General features: G+C 61.2%; 13 protein-coding genes. 9 read left to right on the forward strand and 4 right to left on the reverse strand.

Features of this window, described 5'->3' with window-relative positions:
- The first annotated feature begins 122 nt into the window (after positions 1-122).
- The 8 genes from nuoG to nuoN are packed head-to-tail and all read left to right on the forward strand — an operon-like array spanning position 123 to position 10,116.
- Entirely contained in the window at positions 123-2,837 is a 2,715-nt protein-coding gene (nuoG, locus tag KVQ74_RS07610; protein ID WP_217830472.1) for an NADH-quinone oxidoreductase subunit NuoG, read from the forward strand.
- The gene (gene nuoH, locus KVQ74_RS07615; protein ID WP_007951460.1) at positions 2,834-3,841 is read left to right on the forward strand and encodes an NADH-quinone oxidoreductase subunit NuoH; all 1,008 of its coding nucleotides are present in this window, start codon (positions 2,834-2,836) and stop codon (positions 3,839-3,841) included. Before nuoG ends, nuoH begins: the two co-directional genes overlap by 4 nt.
- An 11-nt stretch (positions 3,842-3,852) precedes the next feature.
- A complete protein-coding gene (gene nuoI / locus KVQ74_RS07620; RefSeq protein ID WP_085712394.1) occupies positions 3,853-4,401 on the forward strand; it encodes an NADH-quinone oxidoreductase subunit NuoI in 549 nt (182 codons plus the stop codon).
- A gap of 9 nt (positions 4,402-4,410) precedes the next feature.
- Positions 4,411-4,911, forward strand: a complete 501-nt coding sequence (gene nuoJ / locus KVQ74_RS07625; RefSeq protein ID WP_217830473.1) for an NADH-quinone oxidoreductase subunit J — start codon at positions 4,411-4,413, stop codon at positions 4,909-4,911.
- A gap of 3 nt (positions 4,912-4,914) precedes the next feature.
- Positions 4,915-5,223, forward strand: a complete 309-nt coding sequence (gene nuoK / locus KVQ74_RS07630) for an NADH-quinone oxidoreductase subunit NuoK (RefSeq protein WP_003180046.1) — start codon at positions 4,915-4,917, stop codon at positions 5,221-5,223.
- Positions 5,220-7,073 (forward strand): NADH-quinone oxidoreductase subunit L, encoded by a 1,854-nt coding sequence (gene nuoL, locus KVQ74_RS07635; RefSeq protein ID WP_217830475.1) that lies wholly within the window; start codon positions 5,220-5,222, stop codon positions 7,071-7,073. The genes nuoK and nuoL overlap by 4 nt, the downstream gene beginning before the upstream one ends.
- Before the next feature lie 39 nt (positions 7,074-7,112).
- Positions 7,113-8,645: an NADH-quinone oxidoreductase subunit M gene (nuoM, locus tag KVQ74_RS07640; RefSeq protein ID WP_217830476.1), complete on the forward strand. Its 1,533-nt coding sequence runs from the start codon at positions 7,113-7,115 to the stop codon at positions 8,643-8,645.
- Between the two features lie 7 nt (positions 8,646-8,652).
- Positions 8,653-10,116 carry an NADH-quinone oxidoreductase subunit NuoN gene (gene nuoN / locus KVQ74_RS07645; RefSeq protein WP_217830477.1) on the forward strand — a complete coding sequence of 488 codons (1,464 nt, stop codon included), beginning with the start codon at positions 8,653-8,655 and terminating at the stop codon, positions 10,114-10,116.
- 148 nt (positions 10,117-10,264) lie between these two features.
- Here the strand turns inward: nuoN and KVQ74_RS07650 are convergent, their stop codons facing one another.
- A complete protein-coding gene (locus tag KVQ74_RS07650) occupies positions 10,265-10,687 on the reverse strand; it encodes a DUF4952 domain-containing protein (RefSeq protein WP_217830478.1) in 423 nt (140 codons plus the stop codon).
- Between the two features lie 181 nt (positions 10,688-10,868).
- Here KVQ74_RS07650 and KVQ74_RS07655 point away from each other — a divergent pair, with 181 nt between their 5' ends.
- On the forward strand, positions 10,869-12,194 hold the full coding sequence (locus tag KVQ74_RS07655; RefSeq protein ID WP_217830479.1) for an OprD family porin: 1,326 nt from the start codon (positions 10,869-10,871) through the stop codon (positions 12,192-12,194).
- A gap of 149 nt (positions 12,195-12,343) precedes the next feature.
- Here KVQ74_RS07655 and KVQ74_RS07660 read toward each other — a convergent pair whose 3' ends face one another.
- The 3 genes from KVQ74_RS07660 to KVQ74_RS07670 form a co-directional block, all read right to left on the reverse strand.
- Entirely contained in the window at positions 12,344-12,676 is a 333-nt protein-coding gene (locus KVQ74_RS07660; protein WP_217830480.1) for a DUF2790 domain-containing protein, read from the reverse strand.
- Positions 12,677-12,754: 78 nt separating this feature from the next.
- Positions 12,755-12,955: a co-regulatory protein PtrA N-terminal domain-containing protein gene (locus KVQ74_RS07665; RefSeq protein ID WP_217830481.1), complete on the reverse strand. Its 201-nt coding sequence runs from the start codon at positions 12,953-12,955 to the stop codon at positions 12,755-12,757.
- Between the two features lie 134 nt (positions 12,956-13,089).
- Entirely contained in the window at positions 13,090-16,242 is a 3,153-nt protein-coding gene (locus KVQ74_RS07670) for a CusA/CzcA family heavy metal efflux RND transporter (RefSeq protein ID WP_217830482.1), read from the reverse strand.
- Between the last annotated feature and the right edge of the window lie 8 nt (positions 16,243-16,250).

The following is a 16,250-nucleotide window of genomic DNA, read 5'->3' on the forward strand; positions in this document are numbered from 1 at the left end:
GAAGGGTCCGTGCCCTTCGCCTTTCGTCCGATGACGCCTTTCGGGGCTGTTTGGATTCGGACGGATAACAAGATTCCATTAGCCACGCCCGCTGACACCGGGCCAACGAAGAACTTTGAACCATGGCCACTATCCACGTAGACGGCAAAGCGCTCGAAGTCGACGGGGCAGACAACCTGTTACAGGCATGTCTGTCGCTGGGCCTCGACATCCCTTATTTCTGCTGGCACCCCGCGCTTGGTAGCGTCGGGGCCTGCCGCCAGTGCGCGGTCAAGCAGTACACCGACGAGAACGACACCCGTGGTCGTATCGTCATGTCCTGCATGACGCCTGCCACCGACAACACCTGGATCTCCATCGACGATGAAGAATCCAAGGCATTCCGCGCCAGTGTCGTCGAATGGCTGATGACCAACCACCCGCACGACTGCCCGGTCTGCGAGGAAGGCGGTCACTGCCACCTGCAAGACATGACCGTGATGACCGGCCACAACGAGCGCCGTTATCGCTTCACCAAACGCACCCACCAGAACCAGCAACTGGGTCCGTTCATTTCCCACGAAATGAACCGCTGCATCGCCTGCTACCGCTGCGTGCGTTTCTATAAAGACTACGCGGGCGGCACCGACCTGGGCGTGTACGGCGCCCACGACAACGTGTACTTCGGTCGCGTTGAAGACGGCACCCTGGAAAGCGAGTTCTCCGGCAACCTCACCGAGGTCTGCCCGACCGGTGTGTTCACCGACAAGACTCACTCCGAGCGCTACAACCGCAAGTGGGACATGCAGTTCTCGCCGAGCATCTGCCATGGCTGCTCCAGCGGTTGCAACATCTCCCCGGGCGAGCGTTATGGCGAACTGCGTCGCATCGAAAACCGTTACAACGGTTCGGTGAACCAGTACTTCCTGTGCGACCGTGGCCGTTTCGGCTACGGCTACGTCAACCGCACCGACCGTCCGCGTCAGCCACTGCTGGCCGACGGCACAAAACTGAGCCTGGACGACGCGCTGGATAAAGCCGCCGACCTGCTGCGCGGTCGCAACATCGTCGGTATCGGTTCGCCACGTGCCAGCCTGGAAAGCAACTACGCGTTGCGTGAACTGGTCGGCGCCGAACACTTCTACTCCGGTATCGAAGCCTCCGAACTGGAGCGCATCCGTCTGGTGCTGCAAGTGCTCAAAGACAGCCCGCTGCCAGTGCCGAACATGCGCGACATCGAAGACCACGACGCCGTGTTCGTGCTCGGTGAAGACCTGACCCAGACCGCCGCGCGCATGGCGCTGGCCCTGCGTCAGTCGGTCAAGGGCAAGGCCGAAGACATGGCTGAAGCCATGCGCGTTCAGCCTTGGCTCGACGCTGCAGTGAAAAACATCGGCCAGCACGAACTGAACCCGCTGTTCATCGCCAGCCTGGCGGAAACCAAGCTCGACGACGTCGCCGAAGAGTGTGTACACGCCGCTCCCGACGACCTGGCGCGCATCGGTTTCGCCGTTGCCCACGCTCTGGACGTCAGCGCCCCGGCCGTCGAAGGCCTGGATGCCGAAGCCCAGCAACTGGCCAAGCGCATCGCCGACGCCCTGCTCGCGGCCAAGCGTCCGCTGATCATCGCCGGTACTTCGCTGGGTTCCAAAGCGCTGATCGAGGCTGCGGCGAACATCGCCAAGGCCCTGAAGCTGCGCGACAAGAACGGCTCGATCAGCCTGGTCGTGCCGGAAGCCAACAGCCTCGGCCTGGCCATGCTCGGTGGCGAGTCGGTGGATGACGCGCTGCAAGCAGTGATCGACGGTAAAGCAGACGCCATCGTCGTGCTGGAAAACGATCTGTACACCCGCACCGCCAAAGCCAAGGTCGATGCTGCGCTGAACGCCGCGAAAGTGGTGATCGTCGCTGACCATCAGAAGACCGCCACCAGCGACCGCGCGCACCTGGTTCTGCCAGCCGCCAGCTTCGCTGAAGGCGACGGTACGCTGGTCAGCCAGGAGGGCCGCGCCCAGCGTTTCTTCCAGGTTTTCGATCCGCAGTACATGGACGCCGGCATTCTGGTTCACGAAGGCTGGCGCTGGCTGCACGCCCTGCGCGCAACCCTGCTGAACCAGCCGATCGACTGGACCCAGCTCGACCACGTCACCTCTGCCGTTGCCTCGAGCACCGCGCAACTGGCCGGCATCGTCGACGCCGCGCCGTCCGCCGCGTTCCGTATCAAGGGCATGAAACTGGCTCGCGAGCCGCTGCGTTACTCCGGCCGCACCGCGATGCGCGCCAACATCAGCGTTCACGAACCGCGCACCCCGCAGGACAAGGACACCGCGTTCGCCTTCTCCATGGAAGGTTACTCGGGCTCCGCCGAACCGCGCTCGCAAGTGCCGTTCGCCTGGTCGCCGGGCTGGAACTCGCCGCAAGCCTGGAACAAGTTCCAGGACGAAGTCGGTGGTCATCTGCGCGCTGGCGATCCGGGCACCCGCCTGATCGAAAGCAGCGGTGATTCGCTGAACTGGTTCACCGCCGTTCCACGCGCGTTCAACCCGGCCCAGGGCACCTGGCAAGCCGTGCCGTTCCATCACCTGTTCGGCAGCGAAGAGAACTCTTCGAAAGCCGCTCCGGTCCAGGAACGCATCCCGGCCGCCTACGTCGCACTGGCCAAGTCCGAAGCGGATCGCCTGGGTGTCAACGACGGCGCGATGCTGAGCCTGAACGTCGCCGGCCAGACCCTGCGTCTGCCGCTGCGCATCAATGAAGAACTGGGCGCAGGCCTGGTGGCCTTGCCTGCGGGCATCGCCGGCATTCCACCGGCATTCGCCGGCGCATCCGTCGACGGTCTGCAGGAGGCAGCACAATGACCTGGTTCACCCCTGAAGTGATCGATGTGATCCTGACGGTCATCAAAGCCATCGTCATCCTGCTGGCCGTGGTGGTCGCCGGTGCGTTGCTCAGCTTTGTCGAACGTCGCCTGCTGGGCTGGTGGCAGGACCGTTACGGTCCGAACCGCGTTGGCCCGTTCGGCATGTTCCAGATCGCCGCCGACATGCTGAAGATGTTCTTCAAGGAAGACTGGACCCCGCCGTTCGCCGACAAGGTGATTTTCACCCTTGCACCGGTGGTGGCCATGTCCGCCCTGCTGATCGCCTTCGCGATCATCCCGATCACCCCGACCTGGGGCGTGGCGGATCTGAACATCGGCCTGCTGTTCTTCTTCGCCATGGCCGGTCTGTCGGTCTACGCGGTGCTGTTCGCCGGCTGGTCGAGCAACAACAAGTTCGCCCTTCTGGGCAGCTTGCGTGCCTCGGCGCAGACCGTGTCCTACGAAGTGTTCATGGGCCTGGCCCTGATGGGCATCGTGGTACAGGTCGGCTCGTTCAACATGCGCGACATCGTCGAGTACCAGGCGCAGAACCTGTGGTTCATCATTCCGCAGTTCTTCGGCTTCTGTACCTTCTTCATCGCTGGCGTGGCCGTGACTCACCGTCACCCGTTCGACCAGCCGGAAGCGGAACAGGAACTGGCTGACGGCTACCACATCGAATACGCCGGCATGAAATGGGGCATGTTCTTCGTCGGTGAATACATCGGCATCATCCTGATCTCGGCGCTGCTGGTCACCCTGTTCTTCGGTGGCTGGCACGGTCCGTTCGGCATCCTGCCGCAACTGTCCTTCGTCTGGTTCGCACTGAAGACCGCGTTCTTCATCATGCTGTTCATCCTGCTGCGCGCTTCCATCCCGCGTCCGCGTTATGACCAGGTGATGGACTTCAGCTGGAAGTTCTGCCTGCCACTGACCCTGATCAATTTGCTGGTGACCGCTGCAATCGTGTTGTGGAACACGCCTGCGGTTGCGGTTCAGTGAGGATTTGACCCATGTTCAAATATATTGGCGACATCATTAAGGGTACTGGTACCCAGTTGCGCAGCCTGGTCATGATCTTCGGTCATGGCTTTCGCAAGCGCGACACCCTGCAATACCCGGAAGAGCCGGTCTACCTGCCGCCGCGTTACCGTGGCCGCATCGTCCTGACCCGCGACCCCGATGGCGAAGAACGCTGCGTAGCCTGCAACCTGTGCGCCGTGGCGTGCCCGGTGGGTTGCATCTCGTTGCAGAAAGCTGAAACCGAAGACGGTCGCTGGTATCCGGACTTCTTCCGCATCAACTTCTCGCGCTGCATTTTCTGCGGTCTCTGCGAGGAAGCCTGCCCGACCACCGCGATCCAGCTGACACCGGATTTCGAGATGGCCGAGTTCAAACGTCAGGACCTGGTGTACGAGAAAGAAGATCTTTTGATCTCCGGCCCCGGCAAAAACCCTGATTACAACTTCTATCGTGTTGCAGGTATGGCCGTTGCCGGTAAGCCGAAAGGCGCCGCACAAAACGAAGCCGAGCCGATCAACGTGAAGAGCTTGCTGCCTTAAGGAAGAACGATGGAATTCGCTTTCTATTTCGCATCGGGTATCGCTGTTGTGTCCACGCTGCGTGTGGTCACCAACACCAATCCTGTGCACGCCCTGCTCTACCTGATCATTTCGCTGATCGCCGTGGCCATGACCTTCTTCGCCCTCGGCGCGCCGTTCGCCGGTGTGCTGGAAGTGATCGCCTACGCCGGCGCCATCATGGTGCTGTTCGTGTTCGTGGTGATGATGCTCAACCTTGGCCCGGCCTCGGTTCAGCAGGAGCGCACCTGGCTGCGTCCCGGCATCTGGGCCGGCCCGGTGATTCTTGCCGCGCTGCTGCTGGCCGAACTGCTGTATGTGCTGTTCGCTCACCAGAGCGGCCAGGCCATCGGTCACACCACCGTCGATGCAAAAGCCGTGGGCGTCAGCCTGTTCGGCCCGTATCTGCTGGTGGTCGAACTCGCCTCGATGCTGCTGCTTGCCGCAGCCGTCACGGCGTTCCATTTGGGCCGTAACGAGGCGAAGGAGTAAGACATGCCTGCTATCCCTCTCGAGCATGGATTGGCCGTTGCCGGCATCCTGTTCTGCCTTGGTCTGGTCGGCCTGATGGTCCGCCGCAACATTTTGTTCGTGTTGATGAGTCTGGAAGTGATGATGAACGCCTCTGCACTGGCCTTCATCGTCGCGGGCGCCCGCTGGGCGCAACCGGATGGACAGATCATGTTCATCCTGGTGATCAGCCTGGCAGCCGCCGAAGCCAGTATTGGCCTGGCGATCCTGCTGCAACTGTATCGCCGCTTCCACACGCTCGATATCGACGCTGCCAGTGAGATGCGCGGATGAACCTACTCTTTCTGACTTTCGTATTCCCTCTGATCGGGTTCCTGCTGCTGTCGTTCTCGCGCGGCCGCCTCTCGGAAAACCTGTCGGCGCTGATCGGTGTCGGCTCCATCGGCCTGTCTGCCATCGTCGCGGCCTACGTGATCTGGCAGTTCAACGTTGCTCCACCGGAAGGTGGCGTGTACGTCCACGTTTTGTGGAAATGGATGTCGGTGGAAGGCTTCCAGCCTAACTTCGCCCTGTACCTGGATGGTCTGTCCGTGACCATGCTTGGTGTGGTCGTCGGCGTGGGCTTCCTGATCCACCTGTTCGCGTCCTGGTACATGCGCGGTGAAGCCGGTTACTCGCGCTTCTTCTCGTACACCAACCTGTTCATCGCCAGCATGCTGTTCCTGATCCTGGGCGACAACCTGCTGTTCATCTACTTCGGTTGGGAAGGCGTGGGCCTGTGCTCGTACCTGTTGATCGGTTTCTACTACAGCAACCGCAACAACGGTAACGCCGCACTCAAAGCCTTCATCGTCACCCGTATCGGCGACGTGTTCATGGCCATCGGCCTGTTCATCCTGTTCCAGCAACTGGGCACGCTGAACGTCCAGGAACTGCTGGTGAAGGCGCCTGAGCACTTCAAGGTCGGCGATTTCTGGATCGTGCTGGCAACCCTGATGCTGCTGGGTGGCGCGGTCGGTAAATCGGCTCAACTGCCGCTGCAGACCTGGCTCGCGGACGCGATGGCCGGCCCGACTCCGGTTTCGGCACTGATCCACGCCGCGACCATGGTGACCGCCGGTGTCTACCTGATCGCCCGTACCCACGGCCTGTTCGCCCTGGCGCCGGACATCCTGCACCTGGTCGGCATCGTCGGCGGTGTGACCCTGGTGCTGGCCGGTTTCGCAGCCCTGGTACAAACCGACATCAAACGTATCCTCGCCTACTCGACCATGAGCCAGATCGGCTACATGTTCCTGGCCCTGGGCGTTGGCGCCTGGGAAGGCGCGATTTTCCACCTGATGACCCACGCCTTCTTCAAGGCCCTGCTGTTCCTTGCTTCGGGTGCGGTGATCGTTGCCTGCCACCACGAGCAGAACATCTTCAAGATGGGCGGCCTGTGGAAGAAACTGCCGCTGGCCTACGCCAGCTTCATCGTCGGTGGTGCCGCCCTGGCCGCCCTGCCGCTGGTGACCGCAGGTTTCTACTCCAAGGACGAAATCCTCTGGGAAGCATTCGCCAGCGGTAACCACGGTCTGCTGTATGCCGGTCTGGTCGGTGCGTTCATGACCTCGCTGTACACCTTCCGCCTGATCTTCATCGCGTTCCACGGTGAAGCCAAGACCGAAGCCCACGCCGGCCACGGCATCGCTCACTGGCTGCCACTGTCGGTGCTGATCGTGCTGTCGACCTTCGTCGGCGCCATGATCGTTCCACCGCTGCACGGCGTACTGCCGGAAAGCGTTGGTCACGCTGGCGGCGAAGCCAAGCACAGTCTGGAAATCGCTTCGGGCGCCATCGCCCTGGCCGGTATCCTGCTGGCGGCCCTGCTGTTCCTTGGCAAGCGTCGCTTCGTGACCGCGATCGCCAACAGCGGCATCGGCCGTTTCCTTTCGGCCTGGTGGTTCGCCGCCTGGGGCTTCGACTGGATCTACGACAAACTGTTCGTCAAGCCGTACCTTGCGATCAGCCATGTACTGCGCAGAGACCCGCTCGACCAGACCATCGGTCTGATCCCGCGCATGGCCAAGGGTGGTCACACTGCCCTGAGCCGTACCGAAACCGGTCAACTGCGTTGGTACGCCGCCTCGATGGCTGCCGGTGCCGTGTTGGTAATCGGCGCTGTCGTGCTGGTAGCGGTCTGATATGAACCTTGCGAATTTGCGAAAGGAAACGAGCCCGTCATGATTCTGCCTTGGCTAATCCTGATCCCCTTCATCGGCGGCCTGCTGTGCTGGATGGGTGAGCGCTTCGGCGCCACCCTCCCCCGCTGGATTGCGCTGTTGACCATGACCCTGGAACTCGCTCTCGGCCTCTGGCTGTGGGCCCACGGTGACTATTCATTTGCTCCGGCGCCTGGCGCCGATCCGACCTGGGCGCTTGAGTTCAAGCACGTCTGGATCCAGCGTTTCGGCATCAACGTACACCTGGCCCTCGACGGCCTGTCGTTGCTGATGATCCTGCTGACCGGCCTGCTGGGTATCCTCTCGGTACTCTGCTCGTGGAAAGAGATCCAGCGTCACGTCGGCTTCTTCCACCTGAACCTGATGTGGATCCTGGGCGGTGTCGTCGGCGTGTTCCTCGCCCTCGACCTGTTCATGTTCTTCTTCTTCTGGGAAATGATGCTGGTGCCGATGTACTTCCTCATCGCGCTCTGGGGTCACAGTTCTTCGGACGGCAAGAAAACCCGGATCTACGCAGCGACCAAGTTCTTCATCTTCACTCAGGCTTCCGGCCTGATCATGCTGGTGGCGATCCTCGGTCTGGTGCTGGTCAACTACAACAGCACCGGCGTGATCACCTTCAACTACGCCGACCTGCTGAAGACCAAGATGTCGACGACCACCGAGTACATCCTGATGCTCGGTTTCTTCATCGCCTTCGCGGTCAAGCTGCCGGTGGTGCCATTCCACTCGTGGCTGCCTGACGCTCACGCCCAGGCGCCGACCGCCGGTTCCGTCGACCTCGCCGGTATCCTGCTGAAAACTGCGGCCTACGGTCTGCTGCGTTTCGCCCTGCCGCTGTTCCCGAACGCGTCGGCCGAGTTCGCGCCGATCGCCATGACCCTCGGTCTGATCGGGATCTTCTACGGTGCGTTCCTGGCGTTCGCGCAAACCGACATCAAGCGTCTGATCGCCTTCTCTTCCGTTTCCCACATGGGCTTCGTGTTGATCGGCATCTACTCCGGCAGCCAACTGGCGCTGCAAGGTGCAGTGATCCAGATGCTGGCTCACGGTCTGTCGGCGGCGGCACTGTTTATCCTCAGCGGTCAGTTGTACGAGCGTCTGCACACGCGTGACATGCGTGAGATGGGCGGTCTGTGGTCGCGTATCGCTTACCTGCCGGCCATCAGCCTGTTCTTCGCAGCTGCGTCCCTGGGTCTGCCGGGCACCGGTAACTTCGTCGGCGAGTTCCTGATCCTGATCGGCACCTTCGCCAGCGCGCCATGGATCACCGCTATCGCGACTTCCGGCCTGGTGTTCGGTTCGGTCTACTCGCTGATCATGATCCACCGCGCGTACTTCGGTCCGTCCAAATCGGATTCGATCCTGCACGGCATGGACGGTCGCGAACTGATCATGGTGCTGGGCCTCGCGGGCCTGCTGATTTACCTCGGCGTCTACCCGCAACCGTTCCTCGACACCTCTGCCGCCACGATGCATGGCGTGCAGCAGTGGCTCGGCACCGCCTTCACTCAACTCGCTTCGGCCCGGTAAGAGCGCTATGGAATTCACGATCCAACACTTTATTGCGCTTGCGCCACTGTTGATCACCAGCCTCACCATTATCGTGGTGATGCTGGCAATCGCCTGGCGCCGCAACCACTCGCAGACCTTCCTGATTTCGGTGGCAGGTCTGAACCTGGCCTTGCTGTCGATCCTGCCGGCACTGAAAGTCGCGCCTCTGGCCGTGACCCCGCTGCTGCAGATCGACACCTTCGCCTGCCTGTACATGGCGCTGATCCTGGTCGCCACCCTCGCCTGCGTCACCCTCGCCCACGCCTACCTGGGTGATGGCGGTTCGGGTTACCCGGGCAACCGTGAAGAACTGTACCTGCTGATCCTGATGGCCGCCGCCGGTGGCCTGGTTCTGGTCAGCGCACAGCACCTGGCCGGTTTGTTCATCGGTCTGGAACTGCTGTCGGTGCCGGTCTACGGTCTGGTGGCCTACGCCTTCTTCAACAAGCGTTCGCTGGAAGCCGGCATCAAGTACATGGTGCTGTCGGCGGCCGGTTCCGCGTTCCTGCTGTTCGGTATGGCCCTGCTGTACGCAGACGCCGGTTCGCTGAGCTTCGTCGGCATCGGCCAGGCCCTGGCGGCCACCGGCCTGCCAAGCTCGCTGGCACAACTGGGCCTGGGCATGATGCTGATCGGTCTGGCGTTCAAACTGTCGCTGGTGCCGTTCCACCTGTGGACGCCGGACGTGTACGAAGGTGCTCCGGCGCCAGTCGCCGCGTTCCTCGCCACCGCTTCGAAAGTCGCCGTGTTTGCCGTGATGGTGCGTCTGTTCCAGATCTCCCCTGCCGCCAGCAGTGGCGTGCTGAGCAACGTGCTGACCATCATCGCCATCGCCTCGATCCTGTTCGGTAACCTGCTGGCCCTGACCCAGAGCAACCTCAAGCGTCTGCTCGGTTACTCGTCCATCGCGCACTTCGGCTACCTGCTGATCGCGCTGGTGGCGAGCAAGGGTCTGGCGGTGGAAGCCATCGGCGTGTACCTGGTCACCTACGTGATCACCAGCCTCGGCGCCTTCGGCGTGATCACTCTGATGTCCTCGCCGTACAACGGCCGTGACGCGGACGCCCTGTACGAGTATCGCGGCCTGTTCTGGCGCCGTCCGTACCTGACTGCCGTACTGACCGTAATGATGCTGTCCCTGGCCGGCATCCCGCTGACCGCCGGCTTCATCGGCAAGTTCTACATCATCGCCACCGGTGTCGAATCGCACCAATGGTGGCTGGTCGGTTCGCTGGTCCTGGGCAGCGCCATCGGCGTGTTCTACTACCTGCGCGTGATGGTCACCCTGTACCTGATCGAACCGAACCTGCGCCGCCACGACGCCCAGCTGCACTGGGAACAGAAGGCAGGCGGCGTGATGCTGCTGGCGATTGCGGTAGTCGCGTTCTTCCTCGGCGTCTACCCACAACCGCTGCTGACCCTGGTCCAGCAGTCGGGCCTGGCGGGCTGATCGCACAGCGACATTCGGCTACAAACAGAAACGGCACCTTCGGGTGCCGTTTTTGTTTTTATGGGAATAGTCGTCCGCAATACTTTGAGAAAAACGCGCGGACAACGAGTCGACGCCAAAACAGACGAACGTCCATGCCTCCGCTCTATCAAGGCTCCTCGGTATAAACCAACACATTGATGTAGAAAGACCCGATGGCTGGCCACGATTCGCGTTCGTGTACAAGGGTTTCCTCGGAAGCCATAGCCAACTCGTATCCGACGCCCGTTTTCCGGTCTCGATAAAAGAAGGATGAAGACTCCCAGATGCAGCAGTAGCGCTTGAGTGGAGGCAGGCCAAAACGCTGGTTCAGGTAGTGCTCGGCATTGGCAGCGTCGGGACCGGGCACATGGTAGAGGGCGACCAGAGGTTTTCCCTGCCGCTCGGTATCTTGAGAGCACTGCACAAACTTCACGAACTCAGGTTTGGCACCGATCTTCGCGAGGAAATCCTCGCAGACGAACTCTGCCCTTGCTCCCATCGAGAGTAGCGAAAGGCTCAGCAAAAGCAGCCCATGAATTAACCGTTTCATTGTTTCCCCTTCACCAGTTCCACTCCATCCATATGACGAAATTGTAATTCCCCCATCACCTTGGCGTTATCCGCCGCCTGCAACGATGTCATCCGGCGACCATGCCGGCGGGCCTCTGCCTGTCGAACAATAAAACCACGCCGAAGCACGTTCCCGTTCTGCCGAACCCAAGGAGTGATTGATGGTTAACAATTCAAGAATGTCGATGGCCACTTTAGCGGTGGTTGTCGGTGCCGGGCCGTCCATGGTGGTTGCGCAGGAAAAAGCCGAGGGCTTTGTCGAAGGCAGCAGCCTGACGGTGCTCAATCGCAACTTCTACTTCAATCGTGATCACCGCAACGGTCAGTCCAGTCCCACCGGCAATGGTTATTCCGAAGCCTGGGCTCACGGGGTGATCGGCAAGTTCGAATCCGGATTTACCCAGGGCACCGTCGGCGTCGGGGTCGATGCGTTTGCGATGATCGGCTTGAAACTCGACACCGGTGACGGTCGCAACGGCGGTCGCAGTTCGTTCGATGTGTTGCCGGTCAACGGCGACGGCCAGGCGCGGGACGAATACACCAAAGTCGGTGGCGCCGCCAAAGTGCGGGCTTTCGATACGGTGGTGAAAGTCGGCGACGTGTTCCCCGCCAACCCGGTGGTCGCGGCAGGCGATTCACGACTGCTGCCGGAAAGCTTTCGCGGTGTGACGGCGAGCAACACCAGCATCGAAGGCCTGTCGATCCAGGGCGGCCGATTGCATGCGATGAGCCAACCGGTGTCCAGCGACATGCGCGACAACTTCGCGACCTTCTACGCCGGCCCGGTCAACTCGCCTTGGATCGCTTATGGCGGTGGCGACTATGCGTTGAACAAGAATCTCAGTTTCAGTCTGTACTCCAGTCGTCTCAAGGATGCCTGGAACCAGTACTACGCCGGCACCGCGTGGACCTATCCGCTGGCAGATGACCTGTCGCTGTTCGGCGGCCTGAATTACTACAAGGCGGTCGACGAAGGCAAACAATTGCTCGGCGAGTTCGACAACAACATCTGGAGCGGCCGGGTTGGCGTGAAGTTCGGCGCACACTCGGTCGCCCTCTCCCACCAGCGCAACAACGGCAATGACGACTTCGATTACCTGCGCCAGTCCGACTCGATCTTCCTCGACAACTCGATCCAGTACAGCGATTTCAACTCACCCAAGGAACGTTCGTGGATGGTGCGTTATGACCTCGACATGAGCAGCTATGGCGTGCCCGGCCTGTCGTTCATGACCCGTTATGCCCGGGGCACCGATGCCGACTACTCCAACGCCAACGCTGTGTACATGCGCCGCGATGCCGCCGGCAATCCGCTGACCGACCAGAAACGCTGGGAGCGGGATATCGAAGTCAAATACGTGGTGCAGAGCGGATCGCTGAAAGACCTGTCCCTGCGCCTGCGCCAGGCCACCACCCGGGCCACGGCGTTCGAGTCGGATCTGGATGAGGTTCGGGTGATTGTCGAGTATCCGCTGGCGATTCTCTGATGAGGCGGTTGATGCAAATTCACCTTTAGAAGCTCCTTGCTCCTTTGGTAAGAGGTGAATCCTTTGGCGTCCTTCGGGGCGCCTTTTTTATGCATGAAAAAAAGCCCGACTCACTGAACGTGAACCGGGCGCGGCAGCGGGGACTCCCCTTATCCGCCCTGCTGGCGACAGTTCCCCATCACGCTGTACGTAACGGTATTGAGCTGCCCTTGCGAGTCTTCATAAGTCATCGCAGCCGGCACGACAGCGCATTCATTTTTCGGCCGGACAACGCTCACCACTTTCACCACATCCAGTTTCATTCCGTAGGTGTATTCCTTGACCACCGGCACCGCTTTGCCCTGACTGGCCGCGTACTGCTCCATGGCTTTGGTGTTGGCGCTGAGCGCCCGGTCAAACGTTCTGTCACCACCGCCTTCGGCCAACGCATTCAAGGACATCGCCATGACACCGGTGAACGCCATCCACTTGAGAGTTTTCATATTCGTCTCCTTCAAAACACGACTCAAAAAAAAGCCCACCATCGATGCGCGATGACGGGCTCATTCGTGGCAACACACTTACAAGTCTTGGGTCTTGTCGTCCTTCTTGTCGTTCACGACGACGGGATCACTGGCCTTTTCCCTGGCGGCAAACACCTCCATCGAGCGGTCGTTGGCGGCCATCATTCTGTCGAAAGTGCGGTCACCACCGCCTTCGGCCAACGCCAGGGAAGACATCACCAGCGCCACGGCAAACGCACCCTTCTGTGCAAATTTCATCTTTGATTCCTCGTTTAAGTAACTGACGGGATCAAGGTAACAATCCGAACCTTTCGTGACGGTGGCGCCGAAATTACATATCCGTTATGTAGAAAGGCCCGCAATTGCGGGCCTGTTGTTGAGGCAAAAAGTGACTAGCCAGCAGTGGGCGATTCCTCGTCCCGGCGATGCGCCAGTTGATACAGCGCCGGCAGTATCAGCAACGTGAGGATGGTCGAGGACAGGATTCCGCCAATCACCACCGTCGCCAGCGGTCGCTGCACCTCCGCGCCGGTGCCGGTCGCCAGGGCCATCGGAATGAAGCCCAGCGACGCCACCAGTGCGGTCATCAACACCGGCCGCAATCGGGTCAACGCCCCGACATTGATCGCCTCCGTCAGTGAACGCCCCTCCTCGCGCAGATTGCGGATGAACGCGATCATCACCAGGCCGTTGAGCACCGCCACGCCGGACAGCGCAATAAAGCCGACACCCGCCGAAATCGACAATGGGATATCGCGCAGCCACAACGCCATGACCCCGCCGGTCAGCGCAAACGGAATCCCGGTGAACACCAGCAAGCCGTCCTTCATGTTGTTGAACATCATGAACAGCAGGCCGAACACCAGCAGCAGCGCTACCGGCACCACAATCTGCAAGCGCTTGGCCGCCGATTGCAGTTGCTCGAACTGCCCGCCCCAACTGGTCCAGTACCCCGCTGGCACCTGCACATCACGCTCGATCACCTCGCCCGCCTCGGCGACAAACGAGCCGATGTCCCGCCCGCGCACGTTGGCGCTGACGATCACCAGACGCTTGCCGTTCTCCCGGCTGACCTGATTCGGCCCCAGCACCAGATCGAGGCTGGCAACTTCCTTGAGGGCGATAAAACCGATTTGCCCGGCATTGCCATTGAGCGGCGCCGGCACCGGAATCAGCAGCGCCGACAGGCCTTCGATGTCCTTGCGCATGGCATCGGAGAGGCGTACCACCATGTCGAAACGCCGGTCGCCCTCGTACATCGTCCCCGCCTGGCGACCACCCACCGCGACGGCGATGGTGTCCTGCACATCACCGACGTTGAGTCCGTAACGCGCCGCCTTGTCGCGGTCGATGTTGATGGTCAGCACCGGCAGGCCAGTGGTCTGCTCGACCTTCACTTCGGAAGCACCGTTGACCTTTTGCAGGGCCGTGGCGATCTTCGCCGCGGTGGCATTGAGCACGTCCATGTCGTCGCCAAATACCTTGACCGCCACATCACTGCGCACACCGGAGATCAGTTCGTTGAAGCGCAACTGGATCGGCTGCGACAGTTCATAGTTGCTGCCTGGCAGCGTCGCAGCGGCCTGTTGCAGTTCGGCCATCAGGGTCTCGCGTGATTTGCCAGGATCCGGCCATTGCTCCTTCGGTTTGAGCATCACGTAGCTGTCGGAGATGTTCGGCGGCATCGGGTCGGACGCGATTTCGGCGGTGCCGGTACGAGCGAACACCCGCTCGACTTCCGGCACTTTGCCGAGGATCAGGGTTTCCAGACGCTGCTGCATATCCACCGATTGCGACAGGCTGGTGCCCGGCACGCGCAGGGCTTGCAAGGCAAAGTCGCCCTCGCTGAGGCTCGGCACAAATTCGCTGCCCATGCGGCTGGTCAGCACCCCGCTGAGCGCCACCACGCCCAGCGCCATGCCCACCGCCAGGGTGCGATGGCTCATCACCCAGGCCAGCGCCGGCGCATACACCCGACGCGCGCCACGCATGACCGCGCCCTCCTCTTCCTTGACCTTGCCGGTCACGAACAGCGCGATGGCCGCCGGCACGAACGTCACCGACAACAGCATGGCGCCGAGCAATGCGATCACCACGGTGAAGGCCATCGGATGGAACATTTTTCCCTCAACGCCGGTCAGGGCGAAGATCGGCAAGTACACGACCATGATGATCAACTGGCCGAAAATCAGGGGTCGCCGCGCCTCTTTGGCCGCCGCAAACACTTCATGGAAACGCTCGGAGCGGGTCAGCAGTCGCCCGTGATGCTGCTGCGCATGGGCCAGTCGGCGCAGGGTGTTTTCGACGATCACCACCGCGCCGTCGACGATGATGCCGAAATCGAGCGCACCAAGGCTCATCAGGTTGGCGCTGACCTTATTGCTGAACATGCCGGTGAAAGTGAACAGCATCGACAGCGGAATCACCATCGCGGTAATCAGTGCCGCGCGGATGTTGCCGAGGAACAGGAACAGAATCGCGATCACCAGGATCGCGCCTTCGACCAGGTTCTTCTTCACGGTGGCGATGGCCTTGTCCACCAGATGCGTGCGGTCGTACACCGCCACGGCGACCACGCCCTTGGGCAACGAGCGGTTGATCTGTTCCAGTCTGGCCGCCACCGCCTGGGAAACCGTGCGGCTGTTCTCGCCGATTAGCATGAACACCGTGCCGAGCACCACTTCGCGACCGTTTTCCGTGGCCGCGCCGCTGCGCAGTTCACGACCGACGTCGACACTCGCGACGTTCTTGATCCGGATCGGCGTGCCATCGACATTGGCCATGACTATATTGGCGATGTCCTCGGTACTCGCCACCTGGCCCGGCGCGCGGATCAGCAACTGCTCGCCGCTGCGCTCGATGTAACCGGCGCCGACGTTGGCGTTGTTGCGCTCCAGCGCCGTCACCAGATCAGTGAGGGTCAGTTTGTAGGCCGCGAGTTTCTTCGGATCGGGGGCAATCTGGTATTCCTTGGCGAAACCACCAATGGTGTTGATCTCGGCCACACCGGGGACGTTGCGCAATTGCGGCTTGATGATCCAGTCCTGAATCACCCGCAGATCGGTCGGCGTGTAAGCCGTGCCGTCATCCTTGAGCGCACCGTCCCGGGCTTCCACGGTCCACAGGAAAATTTCCCCGAGCCCGGTGGAAATCGGCCCCATCACCGCTTCCGTGCCTTCGGGCAACTGCTCCCTGGCGATCTGCAAGCGTTCGTTGACCAATTGCCGGGCGAAGAACAGGTCGGTGCCGTCCTTGAAGATCACCGTGACCTGGGACAGCCCCGAACGCGACAGCGAACGGGTCTGCTCCAGCGCCGGCAGGCCGGCCATGGCGGTTTCGATCGGGAAAGTGATGCGCTGCTCGGTTTCCAGCGGCGAGAACCCGGCGGCACCGGTGTTGATCTGCACCTGGACGTTGGTGATATCGGGCACAGCGTCGATCGGCAGCTTTTGATAACTGGCGATACCGAGGCCGGCCATGAGCAAAACGGCGAGCAGCACGATGATGCGTTGCTCGATGGCAAACTGGATCAGGCGTTCGAACATGAGGATTT

The sequence above is a fragment of the Pseudomonas botevensis genome, from assembly GCF_019145475.1.
GTDB lineage: Bacteria > Pseudomonadota > Gammaproteobacteria > Pseudomonadales > Pseudomonadaceae > Aquipseudomonas > Aquipseudomonas botevensis.